Source organism: Pedobacter sp. 10L46_2 (assembly GCF_056395165.1).
The window spans coordinates 1-17,095 of sequence record NZ_JBFTIZ010000095.1 but is presented as its reverse complement, the minus strand read 5'-3'; the positions used below and the strand labels follow the sequence as shown (position 1 = coordinate 17,095).

At 37.3% G+C, this 17,095-nt stretch carries 15 protein-coding genes and 1 pseudogene; 9 read left to right on the top strand and 7 right to left on the bottom strand.

Features of this window, described 5'->3' with window-relative positions:
- Nucleotides 1-112: 112 nt before the first annotated feature.
- The 4 genes from AC1DDX_RS12405 to AC1DDX_RS12390 form a co-directional block, all read right to left on the bottom strand.
- Nucleotides 113-1,336 (bottom strand): MFS transporter, encoded by a 1,224-nt coding sequence (locus tag AC1DDX_RS12405; protein ID WP_337716259.1) that lies wholly within the window; start codon nt 1,334-1,336, stop codon nt 113-115.
- Between the two features lie 138 nt (nt 1,337-1,474).
- Nucleotides 1,475-1,669 carry a coproporphyrinogen III oxidase gene (locus AC1DDX_RS12400; protein WP_172662963.1) on the bottom strand — a complete coding sequence of 65 codons (195 nt, stop codon included), beginning with the start codon at nt 1,667-1,669 and terminating at the stop codon, nt 1,475-1,477.
- A gap of 140 nt (nt 1,670-1,809) precedes the next feature.
- Complete coding sequence (locus AC1DDX_RS12395; protein WP_172662962.1) at nt 1,810-2,403, bottom strand: fasciclin domain-containing protein; 594 nt, start codon at nt 2,401-2,403, stop codon at nt 1,810-1,812.
- A 72-nt stretch (nt 2,404-2,475) separates the two neighbouring features.
- On the bottom strand, nt 2,476-2,781 hold the full coding sequence (locus AC1DDX_RS12390) for a hypothetical protein (RefSeq protein ID WP_048905364.1): 306 nt from the start codon (nt 2,779-2,781) through the stop codon (nt 2,476-2,478).
- Nucleotides 2,782-2,860: 79 nt separating this feature from the next.
- Between AC1DDX_RS12390 and AC1DDX_RS12385 the strand changes: the two genes are divergently transcribed.
- The 4 genes from AC1DDX_RS12385 (at nt 2,861) to AC1DDX_RS12370 (ending at nt 6,314) form a co-directional block, all read left to right on the top strand.
- Complete coding sequence (locus AC1DDX_RS12385; RefSeq protein WP_172662961.1) at nt 2,861-3,346, top strand: DUF4442 domain-containing protein; 486 nt, start codon at nt 2,861-2,863, stop codon at nt 3,344-3,346.
- Nucleotides 3,347-3,374: 28 nt separating this feature from the next.
- Nucleotides 3,375-3,872, top strand: a complete 498-nt coding sequence (locus AC1DDX_RS12380; protein ID WP_477622098.1) for an AlbA family DNA-binding domain-containing protein — start codon at nt 3,375-3,377, stop codon at nt 3,870-3,872.
- Nucleotides 3,873-3,923: 51 nt separating this feature from the next.
- Nucleotides 3,924-5,291, top strand: coding sequence for an MATE family efflux transporter (locus AC1DDX_RS12375; protein ID WP_288879348.1), 1,368 nt, complete (start codon nt 3,924-3,926; stop codon nt 5,289-5,291).
- A gap of 84 nt (nt 5,292-5,375) precedes the next feature.
- Nucleotides 5,376-6,314, top strand: coding sequence for a sulfite exporter TauE/SafE family protein (locus AC1DDX_RS12370; RefSeq protein ID WP_172662958.1), 939 nt, complete (start codon nt 5,376-5,378; stop codon nt 6,312-6,314).
- A 327-nt stretch (nt 6,315-6,641) separates the two neighbouring features.
- Here the strand turns inward: AC1DDX_RS12370 and AC1DDX_RS12365 are convergent, their stop codons facing one another.
- Entirely contained in the window at nt 6,642-7,679 is a 1,038-nt protein-coding gene (locus AC1DDX_RS12365; RefSeq protein WP_337716258.1) for an aldose epimerase family protein, read from the bottom strand.
- Between the two features lie 154 nt (nt 7,680-7,833).
- Here AC1DDX_RS12365 and AC1DDX_RS12360 point away from each other — a divergent pair, with 154 nt between their 5' ends.
- From AC1DDX_RS12360 to AC1DDX_RS12340, 5 genes are read left to right on the top strand one after another with little or no spacing between them, the layout of a single operon-like run.
- Nucleotides 7,834-8,985, top strand: a complete 1,152-nt coding sequence (locus tag AC1DDX_RS12360) for a galactokinase (RefSeq protein WP_172662956.1) — start codon at nt 7,834-7,836, stop codon at nt 8,983-8,985.
- A complete protein-coding gene (locus AC1DDX_RS12355) occupies nt 8,985-9,515 on the top strand; it encodes an RNA methyltransferase (RefSeq protein WP_172662955.1) in 531 nt (176 codons plus the stop codon). Before AC1DDX_RS12360 ends, AC1DDX_RS12355 begins: the two co-directional genes overlap by 1 nt.
- 20 nt (nt 9,516-9,535) lie before the next feature.
- Nucleotides 9,536-10,192 carry a YdeI/OmpD-associated family protein gene (locus tag AC1DDX_RS12350; RefSeq protein WP_337716256.1) on the top strand — a complete coding sequence of 219 codons (657 nt, stop codon included), beginning with the start codon at nt 9,536-9,538 and terminating at the stop codon, nt 10,190-10,192.
- A gap of 40 nt (nt 10,193-10,232) precedes the next feature.
- Nucleotides 10,233-11,027, top strand: coding sequence for a metallophosphoesterase family protein (locus AC1DDX_RS12345; protein WP_172662953.1), 795 nt, complete (start codon nt 10,233-10,235; stop codon nt 11,025-11,027).
- Nucleotides 11,008-11,613, top strand: coding sequence for a hypothetical protein (locus AC1DDX_RS12340; protein ID WP_246269707.1), 606 nt, complete (start codon nt 11,008-11,010; stop codon nt 11,611-11,613). The genes AC1DDX_RS12345 and AC1DDX_RS12340 overlap by 20 nt, the downstream gene beginning before the upstream one ends.
- An 80-nt stretch (nt 11,614-11,693) precedes the next feature.
- Here the strand turns inward: AC1DDX_RS12340 and AC1DDX_RS12335 are convergent, their stop codons facing one another.
- Both AC1DDX_RS12335 and gltB read right to left on the bottom strand, forming a co-directional pair.
- The gene (locus AC1DDX_RS12335; protein ID WP_172662952.1) at nt 11,694-13,160 is read right to left on the bottom strand and encodes a glutamate synthase subunit beta; all 1,467 of its coding nucleotides are present in this window, start codon (nt 13,158-13,160) and stop codon (nt 11,694-11,696) included.
- A 3-nt stretch (nt 13,161-13,163) separates the two neighbouring features.
- Nucleotides 13,164-17,095: pseudogene (gene gltB / locus AC1DDX_RS12330) on the bottom strand (glutamate synthase large subunit); the annotation flags it as partial.

Below are 17,095 nucleotides of genomic sequence, written 5' to 3'. Positions count from 1 at the left end.
AGCCGCTACTACTCTATCTTTAAACACCATTTCTTTAAAACTATACACGCAAAGTTAACCTTAATAAAAAGGCATCATTCCTTTAATTTTCAGATAGTACATTTTTTTGACACTACTCCTCTTCAAAGTTCAAATCGCGACTATAAGTCTCATCCAAATTATACAAACCGATGTATGCAAGTCCTACTGTTAATACTGCCAGACAAAGTGCTGCGTTGATAATTCCCATTCTTACCACTAAAAACTGAAATAAAAGCGTAACCAGGATTAGCGATCCTCTTACCATATTTGGAACACTTGTAGTTACTGTGGCACGCAGGTTGGTTCCAAATTGTTCTGCTGCAATAGTTACGAATACAACCCAATATCCTGTGAACAAACCGAAAAATACGCACAATATATAAAAACCAGTTGCTGTCCATCCTGTGTTTAACAGATATACCAGCATGGTGCAAAATGTTAGGGTAATAAAGATAAAAACGATCTTTTTACGTGTTTTGAAAAGCTGACTTAAAGCACCGCTTAAGAAATCACCTAGTGAAATTCCTATATAGGTAAACATTACACCCTTTCCGTTGTCTAGAACATCCACGGCCTTTAATGCTTTTCCAAATTCAGGGGCTATGCCAACCAGAATCCCTACTACAAACCATAGCGGCACAGCGATAATGATACAGCTTAAATATTTAGAGAAGCGCTTCCAGGGATAAAATAGCATGAAGAAGTTTCCTTTGGTAACTTCTTTTTTAGACATTTTTTCGAATAATCCAGATTCAAAAACACCAAATCTTAAAAGCAATAACACAATACCCAGGCCTCCGCCCACAAAAAATGCAGTTCTCCATTCAAAAAGATCCCCAACTATATATGCTGCTACTGCACCCATAAGGCCAATTCCCGCCACCAACATGGTTCCATATCCCCTCTTTTCCTTACTCATGCTTTCGCTTACAAGCGTAATACCAGCACCGAGTTCTCCTGCTAAGCCTATTCCTGCAATAAATCTTAACGCCGCATATACCGGAATGCTTGTCGCAAATCCGTTCGCAATATTAGCAAGGGAATACATGATTATGGAGCCAAAAAGTACAGACAACCTTCCTTTTTTATCTCCGAGAATACCCCAGAATATACCTCCAATAAGTAGCCCCGCCATTTGCCAGTTCATCAGATAAAGGCCTGTTTCGGTAATTTTGTCTGTCGGAACTCCTAATGACGATAAGCTTTTGTTTTTGATAATAAGGAATAAAAGAAGGTCGTATATGTCTACAAAATAGCCTAGGGCGGCCACCAGGATTAAAAAAAATACACTTTTATTCTGTTTGCTGTTAATCATACAAAGTTTGTTTGGTTGCTGAAAATACAAACAAATTTTATTTATGATAAAACATTTTGATAAAAAAACATGTATCGAAGAATTTAGCCCCGATACATGTTTGAATTATTGCTCGTTATTTACCTAAGATTTCTATTACTAAGGTTTTACAGTTGTATCTGGAGGTAATTTAGTAGTGTCAGCCGGAACTGTTTTAGCAGTATCCACGGGTTTCATTGTTGTGTCTGTTGAGGTACTATCTGAAGTACCTGATACATTCTTCGTTGAGTTGCATGCTGAAGTGGCTATTATAACCGAGCCCGCAAAAGCAAGACTTAAAATTAACTTTTTCATAGGATTATTTTTATATAAGTACTGGACAATCAACAAGGTCAACCCATAAAAGTTTTAAATAATTTAAAACTGGTTAGTTAAAAACACAAAAAAAGGCCTTCCTGTTTTACCAGAAAAGCCTTTAAAAAATTAACAATTATTTATTTTTTTGGCATCAAAACACCGTCTATTACATAAGTTACACCGTTACTGGAAATTACATCTGGAATAGTGATTTTGGCATCGTTAACCCACCATTCACCGTTTTTCTCAGTTAGCTTGATTTTCTGACCCTGAACCGTTGTAAGCTCCATTCCATTTTTTAAATCAGAAGATTTATAGCTACCCGAAACCACATGATAAGTTAGTACATTGGTAAGATCTTTTTTCATTTCCGGTTTCAATAAATTATCAACCGCACCTGCAGGCAATTTAGCAAATGCTTCGTTTGTAGGTGCAAACACCGTAAATGGGCCTGTTCCGCTTAGCGTTTCAACCAGTCCGGCTGCTTTAACAGCTGCAACCAATGTAGTATGATCGCTTGATCCTAAAGCATTTTCTACAATATTTTTAGACGGAACCATCACGGCGCCACCAACTTTAACCCCATTTTCGGTAGCTATAGTTGTGTCAACAACAGACGTGTCCATCATTGAACTATCGTTCATTGTATCGGCAGTTTTAGAAGAATTACAAGCAGAAACAAGAGCCAGTAATGCCACCCCTGCGCTTAAACTTAAAAATTGCTTTTTCATAAAATTTAGTTTTGTTGTTTTAGATTTTCGTTTTATTTAACATATAAACGAGAATAACAACAAAGCAGATTTTTATTGATGCATTTTTAATTTATCGAGCAATTCAGGAGAAACATTTTCTGCGTAGGCACCGTAAGCATCAATTAATACCCCTTTTAAATTACCTACCGGAGATGATATGGCGTAGATCACGGCACTATCGTCTGGGTCGTTCATGCCTTCAAACCTGTAAAATTCATCAATCTCAAACTCCTCAGGCATCAATTTCATGTCAATTGCTTTACACTCCAAGAAGTCAGAGTTAAGCGTAAAATCGTATTCATAACCTCGCTTCTCAAGGTCAGATACAGCTGCTGTAAGGGTATCGTATATATACATACTCTAATTTACTAAAAATTTACTTTATCCTGCCACATAAAATTTCATAGTTCAATAAACTTTCTGATATTTAAGCATCATGGTTGTATCAGAGAAAACCCTTAAATGGGGATTGTGCTTGTACCCTCCTATGCTGTTCCAGCGCATATGGGTTAAAAGATTTCATAAAGGATTTAGAGGAGTTGATGTAAAAATTAACAAGAGCATTTTTAATAAGAATTATAACGGCTCTATATTTGGAGGTACTATATATGCTGCAACTGATCCATTTTATGCATTGCTGTTTGATCAGCTGCTCCAAAGAGAAGGATTTAAGGTAAGGGTTTGGTTAAAAAGTGCTTCAATACAGTATTTAAAACCTGGTCGGGGCAATTTATACTTTACGATAAAAGTTACAGATGATATGTTGAATGAGGCTATTGAGACTTTAAACACTTCTGGGAAATTTATAAAAGCCTATCCAATGGAAATAACCAATGCTGAAGGTGAAATATGCGCCACAGTATTAAACGAAGTTTACGTTAGGAACCTTCATCAGGGCGAACAACCAAGAATAGCTTATTAAATTACCATTCGCTTAAGAAAATATACAAATGAATATCAGGAAACTAATTTTGCAGGGCGAAGGAACTACACTGGATTTCAAAAAGCGTTATATGATCACCAAGTCTGCCCATCAGTTCTGTAAACCTGCAATAGAACCTGAATTTGAGGAAATATATATTGATGACAAATTAGTATTGGTTGTGAAAATTGCCGAAAGTGATACTAAACCTCATTATGCGCTTGATGAAAATAAAAAATGGTGGGTTTATTATCGGGTAAATGATAAAAGCATTTTGGCCAGCAAGATCATCGTTGATGTGATTAAAAAAAGTAGTAAAGTCAACGGCCAGTTGATTACTTATACAGAGCAGGAAAAGAAATTATTTGAGCATCTTAATCTTGAAGGGAGGATAACGCTTAAGCAGTTTAGTAAGCTTACACGCAGCTCCTATCGGCAAGCTCAAAAGATATTGGTAAGCTTAATTCTAAGTGGCGTTATAAAACCTCACACGTCAGATAAGGAAGAATTCTTTACTACTGTATAAAAGGTGGCTATGTTTTCATAAATCACAACAAAATAACCGACTTTTGCTAAAATGTTGAATACCTTATACACTAAGTACAAACCTTATTATTCTGATAATTTACGATTGGCAATGCCTATTGTTGTTTCTCAGCTGGGCCATACCCTTGCACACCTGGCAGACAGTGTTATCGTTGGTCATTTTGCTGGAACAATTCAGCTTGCTGCTGTATCATTAGTGAATAGTCTGTTTATGCTGATCCTGGTTTTAGGTATGGGGATAGCTTATGGATTAACACCTCTGATAGCTCAAGAGAATGGCCGTAAAAATTACGATGAATGTGGTAAGCTGCTTTCTAATAGCTTAATTATAAATTTCTCTATCTCTTTATTGCTATATGCCTTTGTTCATTTAGGGACTTTGATGGTAATAGATCATATCGGGCAGTCGCCCGAAGTTGTTGCTTATGCAAAACCGTATCTGGGTTTGCTTGGTTTCTCTATTATCCCGTTAATGATATTTCAAACTTTCAAACAGTTTGCCGAAGGATTGGGCTTTACAAAACAAGCAATGTTCGTGTCTATCTGGGGTAACGTGATTAATATTATTTTGGGAGTCATTTTTGTTAAGGGGATGTTTGGCATAGCTCCTATGGGCGTAAAAGGTGTAGGCCTAAGTACTTTGATAGATCGTACGGTTATGGCTATAGTAATGACTATATATGTTTTACGGTCAGCTGTTTTTAAGGTTTATATTAAGCAATTTAAGGCCACCTTTTTTGATAAGGTAAGAGCATTTAAAATTGTTAAAATTGGTGCGCCGGTTGCACTGCAGTATTCCTTTGAAATTAGTGCTTTTAGCGGAGCAGCTATACTAATCGGAACCATAGGGGCTGTAGAACAAGCTGCCCATCAGGTAGCTATAAACCTTGCCTCTATTACCTATATGATGGCGAGTGGAATTGCCTCTGCAGCTACTATTAAAACAGGCAATAACTTTGGGAAAAGCAATTTTAAAGACCTTAGGCAATCAGCCATTGCAAGTTACCACGTAATACTTTTGTTTATGACTGTTACCGCATTGTTTTTTGTACTGGCAAATAACCTACTGCCCTTTCTTTATACAGAAGATAACGCCGTAATCAGTATTGCCGCTCAGTTACTTATTATTGCAGGATTTTTTCAATTATTTGATGGTACCCAGGTAGTAGGTTTAGGGGTTTTAAGAGGTATTGGAGATGTGAATGTTCCAACCATCATTACCTTTATTGCTTACTGGGTAATTGGTATTCCGTTGGGTTACTTCCTTGGTATAAAGCTCAACATGGGCGTTAATGGTATTTGGTACGGGTTAACGTTCGGATTGCTCACAGCCTCCATCCTATTGTTTATCAGGTTTCAAAATAAGACCAGAATTTTGCTCGCTAGGGTATCTGCGTAAATAAAAAAATAAAAATTTTGTTTATTCATTAAGTTGCGCTAATATTGTCGACTAATTCGATAGATTTAATATGAGCAGACAATAATGAGCATACGCGAAAACCAGATTAGAATTGCCGTAAGCAATAAATTACAAGAAAAGAAGTGGAAACGGATAGCTTATATATGTCTATTTATATTGGCAGCCTTGTTTATCGGCATTGCCATTTATAATAATGTTACTTATCAGGATGCCTTGGCATTTGGCGAAGAACTATACGCACAGTTAGACGATAAGTTTTTATGGATGCTTGTTGTCGGGTTTATGGCGCAAATGGTTGATGGTGCTTTGGGAATGGGCTATGGCGTAATTTCTACTACCCTGCTGTTGTCTGGTGGCTTAAATCCGGCAGTTATTTCTGGGAGTATTCATACTGCCGAAATGTTTTCTAGTGGAGCATCTGGTTTTAGTCATTATCGTTTTGGTAACGTAAATAAAAAACTTTTTAAAACCCTGTTAATTCCAGGTGTGCTGGGCGCAATTGCAGGTGCATTATTACTAGGATATGCCGGAGATGCCTTTTCGGTATGGATAAGGCCGGTAATTTCTATATATACATTATTACTTGGGATCAGGATATTAACTAATGCATTTAAAGAAAAACAGAAGCCTCAAAAGGTAAAACGTGCAGGCTGGCTGGCTGGAGCCGGAGGTTTCTTGGATTCGTTTGGTGGCGGTGGCTGGGGGCCATTAGTTACCTCTACCCTAATTTCTAAAGGCCGTACACCTAAATATGTAATCGGCTCTGTTAGTTTAACCGAGTTTTTTGTAACCATGGCAAGTGCAGTTACATTCTTCTTTATTCTTGGCGTTAGTCATTGGCAATCTATACTTGGATTAATTGTTGGTGGAATAATAGCTGCCCCATTAGCTGCTCGTTTAGTAGGTAAACTTCCTATTAAAAAGATGTTTATAGGAGTTGGTATTATAGTAATTATATCGAGTTTGCGCATCATTTGGATGTTTATAGATAAATTAACCTAAGAATCTTAGTTGCTTAATATAACCTGGAAAAATATTCCATAAATTTATAGTGTATAAGGAATCTTAAAAGCACGCTCCAAATGAATGTTAAATTAAATTAATAATGGAACAAAGTTCAGCTGGAATTGAAAAATATCATTGCCGTAGATGCGCTAAACCACTAGATTATCGAATTCCACGACAACAAATCGTAAAAACAATACTGTTTTGGGTACCACTTAAAAGGTATAAGTGCACTTCATGTGAAAAAAAGCAATATATAATCGCTAAAAAATAAAAGGGTATTGAAGATATTTCATTACCCTTTATATTTTCTTAGGCAATTCCTTAGCTGTGCTCTACCTTGTAAATAGTGGTTTGAGTGTATGTTTCACCAGGCCTCAATACAGTGCTTGGAAATGCAGGAATATTAATCGCATTTGGATGATGTTGCGTTTCTACACAAAATCCTCCAAAAGGTTCGTAATTTCTTCCTTCTTTGCCGTGCTTCACATTAAGGTATTTAGCTGTATATAAATGGGCAATTGGTTCAGTAGTATAAACAGATAGTTTTAAGCCTCCGGTTTGTTCAGTTGTTTCAGAAGCTAATGTGAGCTCACCATATTCTTTATCGAGTACGTAGGTTTGATCGTATCCTTCGGCAGGATCCCAGTCTGCGTCAAATTCCTTACCACCCAAAAAATCATGATGAGTACCTTCTACAGGAATAAGTTTTCCTGTTACTACATAGTTGTCGTCTTGTTCAAGATAGTTGCTTGCAGGCATTCTGTGGTGATGTTTCCCTACTGAACCACCAGTTGGGGAAAGATTAAAATAACCATGATGGGTTAAGTTAATAGCTGTTGCTTTGTCTGTTGTTGCTTTAAAATCAAGAATCAGCTCGTCCTCATCAGTTAACTTAAAAGTTAACTGAATGGTAAGGTTTCCTGGGAAGTTCTCTTCGCCATCCGGACTTGTGTATTGAAGTGTTACGCTTGGGTCAATGGTAGACAAGACCTCCCATACCCTCTTGTCATAACCCATATCGCCACCATGCAGGCAGTCTCCTCCTTTTGCTTGCGATAGCTGATAAACCTCTCCATCAATAGTAAATCTGCCATTTTTAATTCGATTGGCATATCTGCCAATAACAGCACCTAAATAGGGATAATTTGCTAAATATTCTTCGCTTAAGTATTGATCAAAATCATCAAATCCCAATACGATATCCTGCTTTTCTCCATTTTTATTGGTTACTATAAATTTACTTATTATAGCCCCATAATTGTATATTTTGACATATGTTCCCTTAGTATTTGTTAATTCTACACCAAGTACTTCTTTGCCATCTATAATTTTACCTGTCTTTACTAGTTTAGTCTTCATTTATATATAATAAAATGCATTTTATGTTGAATTGAACTTACTCGATTCGGTTCATAGTTGTATATTTAGGGCCAGGTATTTTTGGATCCACTCGTTTGTCAAACAATACTATAAATACTTTATTAAAACTAAAACATTAATTTAAAATATTACAATGAAAGCGGAATTAACCAATAAATTCTTTGAAAAGTATGAACAACAACCAACAGCACATTATTTTACTCCAGGTCGCGTAAACTTAATTGGCGAACATATAGATTACAATGGAGGCTTGGTAATGCCTTGTGCAGTTACGTTAGGAACCTGGTTAATTATTGCTCCAAACAACGACAACGTAATCAGATTTAAAAGCTTAAATTTTGAGGAAACTGCACAAATTGAACTGAAACCATCTTATACTAAAACTGGTTCTGAGTGGTTCAACTATCCCCTGGGTGTTTTTAATGAAATTTCAAAGAAACATAAAATTCCGACAGGCTTGGATCTATTGTTTTTTGGTAATATTCCAATTGGTTCAGGTCTATCTTCTTCCGCTTCTATTGAAGTAGTAATGGCTTATGCTTTAAATGACTATTTTAAGTTAGGTTATGAGAAGATTGAACTACCATTGTTAGCTCAGAAAGTTGAGAATGAATTTATAGGTGTGAACTGTGGTATTATGGATCAATTTGCCGTTGCCTTTGGTGAAACTGATAAAGCCATAGTATTAAACTGCGATACCTTGAAATATAAGATAGTAGATTGTAATCTTGGAGATTATTCACTTGCTATCATCAATACAAACAAACCTCGTAAGCTGGCTGAATCTAAATATAACGAAAGAGTATCTGAATGCCAGACAGCATTAGCTCAATTAAATCAAGAAATTAAGCTTAATAATTTATGTGAACTAACAGCGGAAAAATTCGCTTTACATAGTCATCTAATTACTGACGAAACTGTTTTGAAGAGAGCGACTCATGTTATTAAAGAAAATGATAGGGTTAATTTAGCAGCTAAAGCATTGAATGAAGGTAACTTAGTGGAGTTTGGACGTTTGATGTATGCTTCTCATCAATCATTAAAAGATCTGTATGAAGTAACTGGAGTGGAGCTTGATACTGTAGTAGATTTCTGCTCTGATTATGAGCACGTTATTGGTGCCCGTATGACAGGTGCAGGTTTTGGGGGATGCGCTATTGCCTTGCTTAAAAAAGGACAGGAAGAAGATTTTGCCAAACAGCTTACAGACTATTATGTAGATCGCGTTGGATACCCTGCTGCAATTTATATTAGTGAAATTGGTAACGGTGCATCTGCTATTTAATGAAAAAGCTAAAGTTAGATGAGCTAAACCGCGTTGGTGTTGATGAATTTAAAGAACAAGAGAAGCTACCTGTTATTGTAGTACTTGATAATGTGCGAAGTATGCACAATATTGGCTCTGTTTTTAGAACGGCAGATGGTTTTGCTATCGAAAAATTATATCTGTGTGGAATTACGGCTCAGCCTCCGCACAGAGAAATTGAAAAAACAGCTCTTGGTGCCACCCAATCTGTAGAATGGGTTCATTTTGAAACAACTCTTGATGCTGTAGCATCTCTAAAAGCCGATGGGTATCGGGTTATTGGCATAGAACAAGCTGCAGGCAGCATCATGCTAAATACATATAAACCGAAGTCTTCTGAAAAATATGCTTTGATTTTTGGTAACGAAGTTAATGGGGTTAGTGATGAAGTGATGGCCCAGATTGATGAATGCATCGAAATTCCACAGTTTGGCACAAAGCATTCTTTTAATATCGTAATATCTGCAGGTATTGTGCTTTGGGATTTCTTTGCTAAATTAAGACTGTAAAATATTTCTACTTCAATATTATGGAGAACGGGTTATTAAAGAAAATATACTTCAAACCTGGTTTTAAGGTGTTATTGGCAAATGCGCCCAAAAATGGTACTGCTATTTTAGGTGATGTTAGCAGTATATCATTAGTGAACAATTCTGCTGACGATTTTAATGGTCTACTCCTTTTTGTAAAGGATAGCTCAGAATTAAACAGGGAACTCAAAATCTGGGCACCAAAAATAGATGACAAAAAAACAGTTTGGATTGCTTATCCAAAAAAGACCTCCGGAATAGTTACCGATCTGAAGATGGAGAAATGGAATGAACTGGAACTTTATAAACTTACTCCGTGTGCTTCTGCAGCAATTGACGACACCTGGACAGGTATTAGAATTAAACCAATTGATCAGGTAAAAGCATCTGGTGTTGGAAATAATGAAATTAAAAAAAATGAATTTTCTGAGTTTATAGATGTTGAAAATAAAAAAGTAACGGTGCCATCAGATTTGGCAAAGTTATTTTTGCAGCATCCGCAAGCACAGTCTTTTTTCGAGACCCTCGCCTATTCTCATAAAAAAGAATATGTATTGTGGATTCTTACGGCCAAACAAGAACAAACAAGGATAGGCAGATTGCAAAAAACTATTGAAATGTTACTGGTTGGTAAAAAGAATCCAACTATGAAATAGTCCTGACATTCAAAATTTGTATATCCCTTTAATTTGTGGTATGCGAATATTTTTACTATTTCTACTCTGTGCTGCTTTAGCAAGTTGTAACCATTTTGAGTTTAGTCCAAATCAAACTTTTGATAAAATTTCGTTAAAGGATGTAAACGCCACCAATCTGAAAAGATTGGGTAATGGTGCGGATGATGATACCGTAACTTTCGTTTTAACTGGCGATAGCCAGAAATCACGAGACGAAACGGTAAAGTTTTGTAAAGCCGTGAATGCTATTAAGGGGATTGACTTTGTAGTTCTGGCTGGTGATATTACTGAATTTGGTGTTTTAAAGGAAATGCTTTGGATTTCAAGAACTCTTGAAGATCTTCATGCTCCCTATGTAGCTGTTATAGGAAATCACGACGAAACAGCCCGTGGTAAGGAAACATTTCAGCATATGTTTGGCGAACTTAATTATTCTTTTATATACGGAGGTGTAAAATTCGTTTGCCACGATAGCAATAGCCGGGAGTATAATTTCAATGGTCAGGTGCCCAATATTCCCTGGTTAAAAAATGAATTGAAACCATCGCCCGGGATTAAAGGTTTTGTAGGTATTTCTCATGTGCCGGTTAATTCAGAAGATTTTGACAGCAAATTAATCAAGGATTATACAACCACACTTGCTCAAACTCCAGGCTTCCTGGCATCACTTAACGCACATACTCATAATTATAATCTCTTTTATCCGGATGATTCGGGTATTCCCTACGTGATCACAAGCGCGATGGCAAATAAGGAATTTTTAGTTGTACAAATTGTAAATAATAAGATAAGTTTTGAGAGAGTATATTTTTAAGTTCCGTTTCGTTTTTTTGCTGTTGGTTGCAAGTAGTGCTAAAGTATCTGCACAAAGTTTTAAATTCTTAATTCCTGATCAGGCAATTGTACAGTATGCCGGAAGTATAGGTTATTTTAGTGGAGGTGTTGGTTATGAACTGTTTGGTAACAAAAAAGGTAATTTAGATTTACTTTATGGATTTGTACCGGGTAGTAAAGGTGGGGTTTTGAATATAGCAACTGCTAAATTTGGCTATAAACCATGGGCTATTAAATTGAAAGAATGGGGGAAAATTTATCCTTTTAATCCTGCAATATTTGCTACTTATACTTTTCATAAGGAGCTGTCATTTAAATTTCCAAGCGGACAATATGCTCATGATTATTATTACTGGTCAGAAGCTTTGCGTCCGCATCTTGCTTTCAGTAGCGAAATTGAGCTGGATGCAAAAAAACTTTTGAAAAATACGGGTATCAGAGCAATTGGTCTTTATATAGAGGCAAATACGAATGATTTTTATCTGATCAATTATCTTCAAAATACATCTGCACTAACTGTAACGGATATTTTTCAGCTGGGAATAGGAATGCGTGTTAAGTTTTAAAATTAGAAACGCAGCAACAAACAAAAGGCTCCGGTATATTTACCGGAGCCTTTTGTTTGTTATAATATTTATACCTCTACTTAAGCGTATGGAATACCATCTTTTGATGGCAAACTACTGTGTCCCATTAAGTATTGATCTACTTTTCTGGCCGCTTCTCTTCCTTCAGATATTGCCCAAACTACTAATGATTGTCCACGGCGCATATCACCGGCAGCAAAGATCTTAGCAATATTGGTTTGGTATTTACCTTCTTCAGCTTTTACGTTTCCTCTGTTGTCAAGCTCAACACCAAGATTTTCAATTAATCCTTCCTTTTGAGGATGTAAAAAACCCATAGCTAAAAGAACAAGCTGACAAGGAAGATCACGTTCTGTTCCTGCTTTTTCTTTGAAGTTTACCGGGCGACCATTAGCGTCAATTTCCCATTCTACATCAACAACTTTTACAGCTTTCAGATTTCCGTTTTCGTCTTTGATGAACTCTTTGGTATTTACTCCCCATCCTCTTTCGCATCCCTCTTCATGAGAAGAAGTTACTTTTAACAACATTGGGTAAGTTGGCCAAGGCATGTTGCTGGTACGTTGTTGCGAAGGCATCGGCATAATTTCAAATTGAGTTACCGATTTTGCACCCTGACGGTTAGAAGTACCAATACAATCAGATCCTGTATCACCACCACCAATTACAATTACATCTTTACCGGTTGCTAATATAGCTTCACCATCAACTGCGAAGTTTTTAACTCGTTTGTTTTGTTGTTTTAAGAAATCCATTGCAAAGTGGACACCTTTCGCCTCTCTTCCTTTTGCAGGAAGATCTCTTGGAATGGTTGATCCACCAGCAAGAATAATTGATTGAAAATCTCTAAGTAAGGTATTCAATTCAACATTTACACCTACGTTTGAGTTACATTTAAATACGATACCTTCTTTTTCCATTAAAGCGATGCGTCTTGTTACAACATCTTTTTGTAATTTAAAATCTGGGATACCATAGTTAAGCAAACCACCTGGTGTGTCGTCACGTTCGTAAACAACTACCTCATGTCCGGCTTTGTTTAATTGAGCAGCAGCAGCTAAACCTGCAGGTCCTGAACCGATAACAGCTACTTTTTTACCAGTGCGGATTAGCGGTTGCTCTGCTTTAATATAACCTTTATCAAAGGCAATTTCAATAATGTGTTTCTCTATTTCCTCAATTGATACGGGTGATTTGTTAATTCCAAGTACACATGCTGATTCGCATGGTGCCGGGCAAATCCTTCCTGTAAATTCAGGGAAGTTGTTTGTGCTCAGTAAGATAGTGCTGGCCAGATGCCAGTCGCCTTTATATACAGCTTCATTGAATTCAGGAATCACGTTGCCTAAAGGACAACCCGACTGACAGAAAGGAACACCGCAATCCATGCATCTGGCTGCTTCTTTGTTAACTTCCTCCAGTTCAAAATTCTTTACGAATTCATTATAATGTTTTAAACGCTCTTTTGCATCTTCTTTTAAAGGAGCAGTTCTTTCGTATTCTAAAAATCCAGTTACTTTTCCCATTATTTAAGATATTTTCAGTTTGTTACTTTTGTTCATTAATACTGCTTTGTATTCTTTAGGGAATACTTTGATGAAATGTGCAGATTGTGTTGCCCAGTCGTCTAGCAAGAATTTAGCTACACTACTTTCTGTAAGCTGAAGATGTTTCTTTAATAAATGAGTGATACGTAGTTCATCCTGTTCATCAAGAGGATCCAGATCTACCATCTCTTTATTGCATTTGTTTGCAAAATCACCTTTAACATTATAGATCCATGCAATACCACCGCTCATACCAGCCGCAAAGTTGCTACCTGTATCGCCAATAACCAATACCTCGCCGCCAGTCATGTATTCACAACCGTGATCTCCAAGTCCTTCTACAACAGCAGTTGCACCAGAGTTACGTACCGCGAATCTTTCACCCGCCTGCCCTCTTACAAACAGCTCACCAGAAGTTGCACCATAAAGAGCCACGTTGCCGATAATGATGTTTTGCTCAGGTACATATTTAGTAGTACTGAAAGGGAAAATCGATAATCTTGCTCCCGAAAGTCCTTTACCTACATAATCATTGGCCTCGCCTTCAAGATGTAATGAGATACCTCTAGTAGCAAATGCTCCGAAACTCTGACCAGCAGAACCTTTGAATTTGAAATTGATGGTATCAGCAGGTAAACCTTGTGATTTGTATATTTTCGAAACTTCGTTTGAAAGCATGGTGCCAATTGCACGGTTGGTATTTTTAACTTCGAACTCCTTATATATAGGCTCTTTGTTAAATAATGCAGGCTGTGCAGCTTTGATTAATTCGTGATCCAGAATTTCTGATAATCCGTGATCCTGATCTTCTGTTTTAAATAAGCTTAATCCATTATCTGGTGCTTTATATAAAATTGCAGAAAGGTCAAGGTCTTTTTGTTTCCAGTCTTCCTGAGCTATTGCACGTACTTTTAATGCGTCAGATTGACCAACCATTTCTTCAACGCTTCTGAAACCAAGTTCAGCCATTGTTTCTCTTAACTCCTGAGCCAAGAAATAGAATAGGTTAACTACGTGATCCGCTTCACCTGTAAATAGTTTTCTTAAGTTAGGATCTTGAGTAGCAACACCAACAGGGCAAGTATTTAAATGGCATTTACGCATCATAATACATCCTGCGGTTACAAGAGCTGCAGTTGCAACACCCCATTCTTCGGCTCCAAGTAAAGTTGCAATTGCAATATCTCTACCTGTTTTTAGCTGTCCGTCTGTTTGTAACACAACCCTGCTACGCAAGCGGTTTTTAACAAGCGTTTGGTGCGCTTCAGCTAATCCAAGTTCCCAAGGTAAACCAGCATGTTGTATTGAAGTTAACGGAGATGCACCTGTACCACCATCAAATCCTGATACCAGAATTACATCAGCATGTGCTTTAGCTACTCCTGCAGCAATAGTACCAACACCAGCTTTAGAAACCAGTTTTACGTTGATTCGTGCTTCTCTGTTAGCATTTTTTAAATCGAATATTAACTGTGCCAAATCCTCGATAGAATAAATATCGTGGTGTGGCGGAGGAGAGATCAACCCTACTCCCGGAGTAGCGTGACGAACTTTTGCAATCCAATCATCTACTTTGTGTCCAGGTAACTGACCACCTTCACCAGGTTTTGCACCCTGTGCCATTTTAATTTGTAACTCATCTGCATTGGTAAGGTAGTAACTAGTTACACCAAAACGTGCAGAAGCGATTTGCTTAATTGCAGAGCGCATTGAGTCACCATTTTCAAGCACTTCATATCTCAACTCATCTTCACCACCCTCACCGGTATTGCTTTTTCCACCAATACGGTTCATTGCAATAGCTAATGTAGAGTGTGCTTCGTGAGAGATGGAACCGAACGACATTGCTCCGGTAGCAAATCTTTTAAAGATATTTTCAACTGGTTCAACCTCCTCTAAAGAAATAGCCGGGCGATTGTAACTGAATTCAAATAAACCTCTTATTGTATAAGCCTGGTTTGTTTGCTCGTTTACCAGTTTAGAGTATTGCTTATAAGTGCTGTAATCATTTTTCCTTGTAGCGTTTTGCAACAAGTGGATGGTTTGAGGGTTGAACAAATGCTGTTCACCTTTACGTTTCCATTTATAGTTACCACCAGTAGGTAAAATAGCATCCGGACGGTTAGCTAGTTTAAAGATCCTGTTGTGTTTAATCAACGTTTCTTTAGCTATTTCGTCTAAGCCTAATCCACCGATTCTTGAAACAGCTCCGGTAAAGTAGTTGTCTACTACACTTTTATGTAATCCAAGAATTTCGAATATCTGAGCACCATGGTACGATTGTAATGTAGATATACCCATTTTAGAGAATATCTTTAACAAACCATTGTTAACCGCGTAGATATAATTTTGGAATAATTTTTCTTTTTTCTCTTGAAGTTCAGTTTCAAAACCAGCAATAGTTTCTAAAGCCAGGTAAGGATTTACTGCAGTTGCACCAAAACCAATTAAAGTTGCAAAATGATGAACTTCCCAAACATCACCAGCCTCAACCACAATACCCACAGCACCTCTATATCCTTTACGGATTAAGTGATGGTGAACGGCTGAAACAGCTAATAACGAAGGAATGGCAGCATGCTCAGAATCAAGAGCCCTGTCAGAAAGGATAATTACCTGGAAACCATCTTCAACAGCATCAACAGCATAGCGGCAAAGCCTTTCGATACCTTTAGCTAATGCACCCGGGTTGCCATCTGCTCTGAAATAAGTTTGTAGTGTTTTGGATTGGAATACTCCGGTATCTATACTTCTTAATTTCTCAAGTTCAAGGTTGGTTAATATAGGATGTTTAATGCCTACACAATGACATTGCATTGCATTTTCTTCCAATATATTACCGTTATTACCCATAAAACCGGCTAAACTCATTACCACTTTTTCCCTGATAGGGTCAATTGGTGGGTTAGTAACCTGGGCAAATAACTGCTTAAAGTATGAGGCTAAGTGTTGTGGTTTTTGAGAAAGGATAGCCAAAGGAATATCAGTACCCATTGAACCAATTGGTTCTTTGCCGTCCTGAGCCATTGGTTTTAAGATTAGATCAATATCTTCTCTGCTATAGCCAAAAACCTGTTGGTATCTAAAAATAGACTCCTGAGACAGATTGCTAAATACTAATCTTGGATCAGGAAGTTCTTCCAGTCTGATTTGGTATTTATTGATCCATTCTGCCTTGCTCCATATCTACCACAAACATTTTTCCAGGAGTTAATCTTCCTTTCTCAATGATTTTGCTTTGGTCAAGAGCTAGTGCGCCAGCCTCAGATGCCATAATTACACGGTCATCCTCAGTGATGGCATATCTTTGCGGACGAAGTCCGTTTCTATCTAATGTAGCACCTATAAGGTTTCCATCGGTAAATGAAACTGCCGCTGGTCCATCCCAAGGCTCCATTAAAGTAGCATGGAATTTATAAAAAGCTTGTTTCAGTTCATCCATATCGTCATTACCATCCCACGCTTCAGGAATTAACATCATAAGAACGTGTGGTAAAGAACGACCAGAGTGAAGTAGTAATTCTACTATATTGTCTAAACATCCAGAATCTGAGTTAGACTCATCAATTACAGGAAGTAAAATATTTAATTCTTCAGGAGTAAAGTAAGAAGAAGCAAAAGATTTAACACTTGCTCTGAACCAGTTCAGATTACCCTGCAAAGTATTGATCTCTCCATTATGAGCGATATACCTGAAAGGTTGTGCCAGCCTCCAGGAAGGGAAAGTGTTTGTAGCAAAACGCGAGTGAACTAAACCAAAAGCTGAAACCACACGTTTATCGCTAAGCTCAGTAAAATAGCTTCTAACTTGCAGTGAAGTTAGCTGACCTTTATATACAATTGTTCTTGACGAAAAAGAAGCAATATAAAAGTCGCCATTAATACCTTTTACAGTATTATTAATTGTTTTAGAC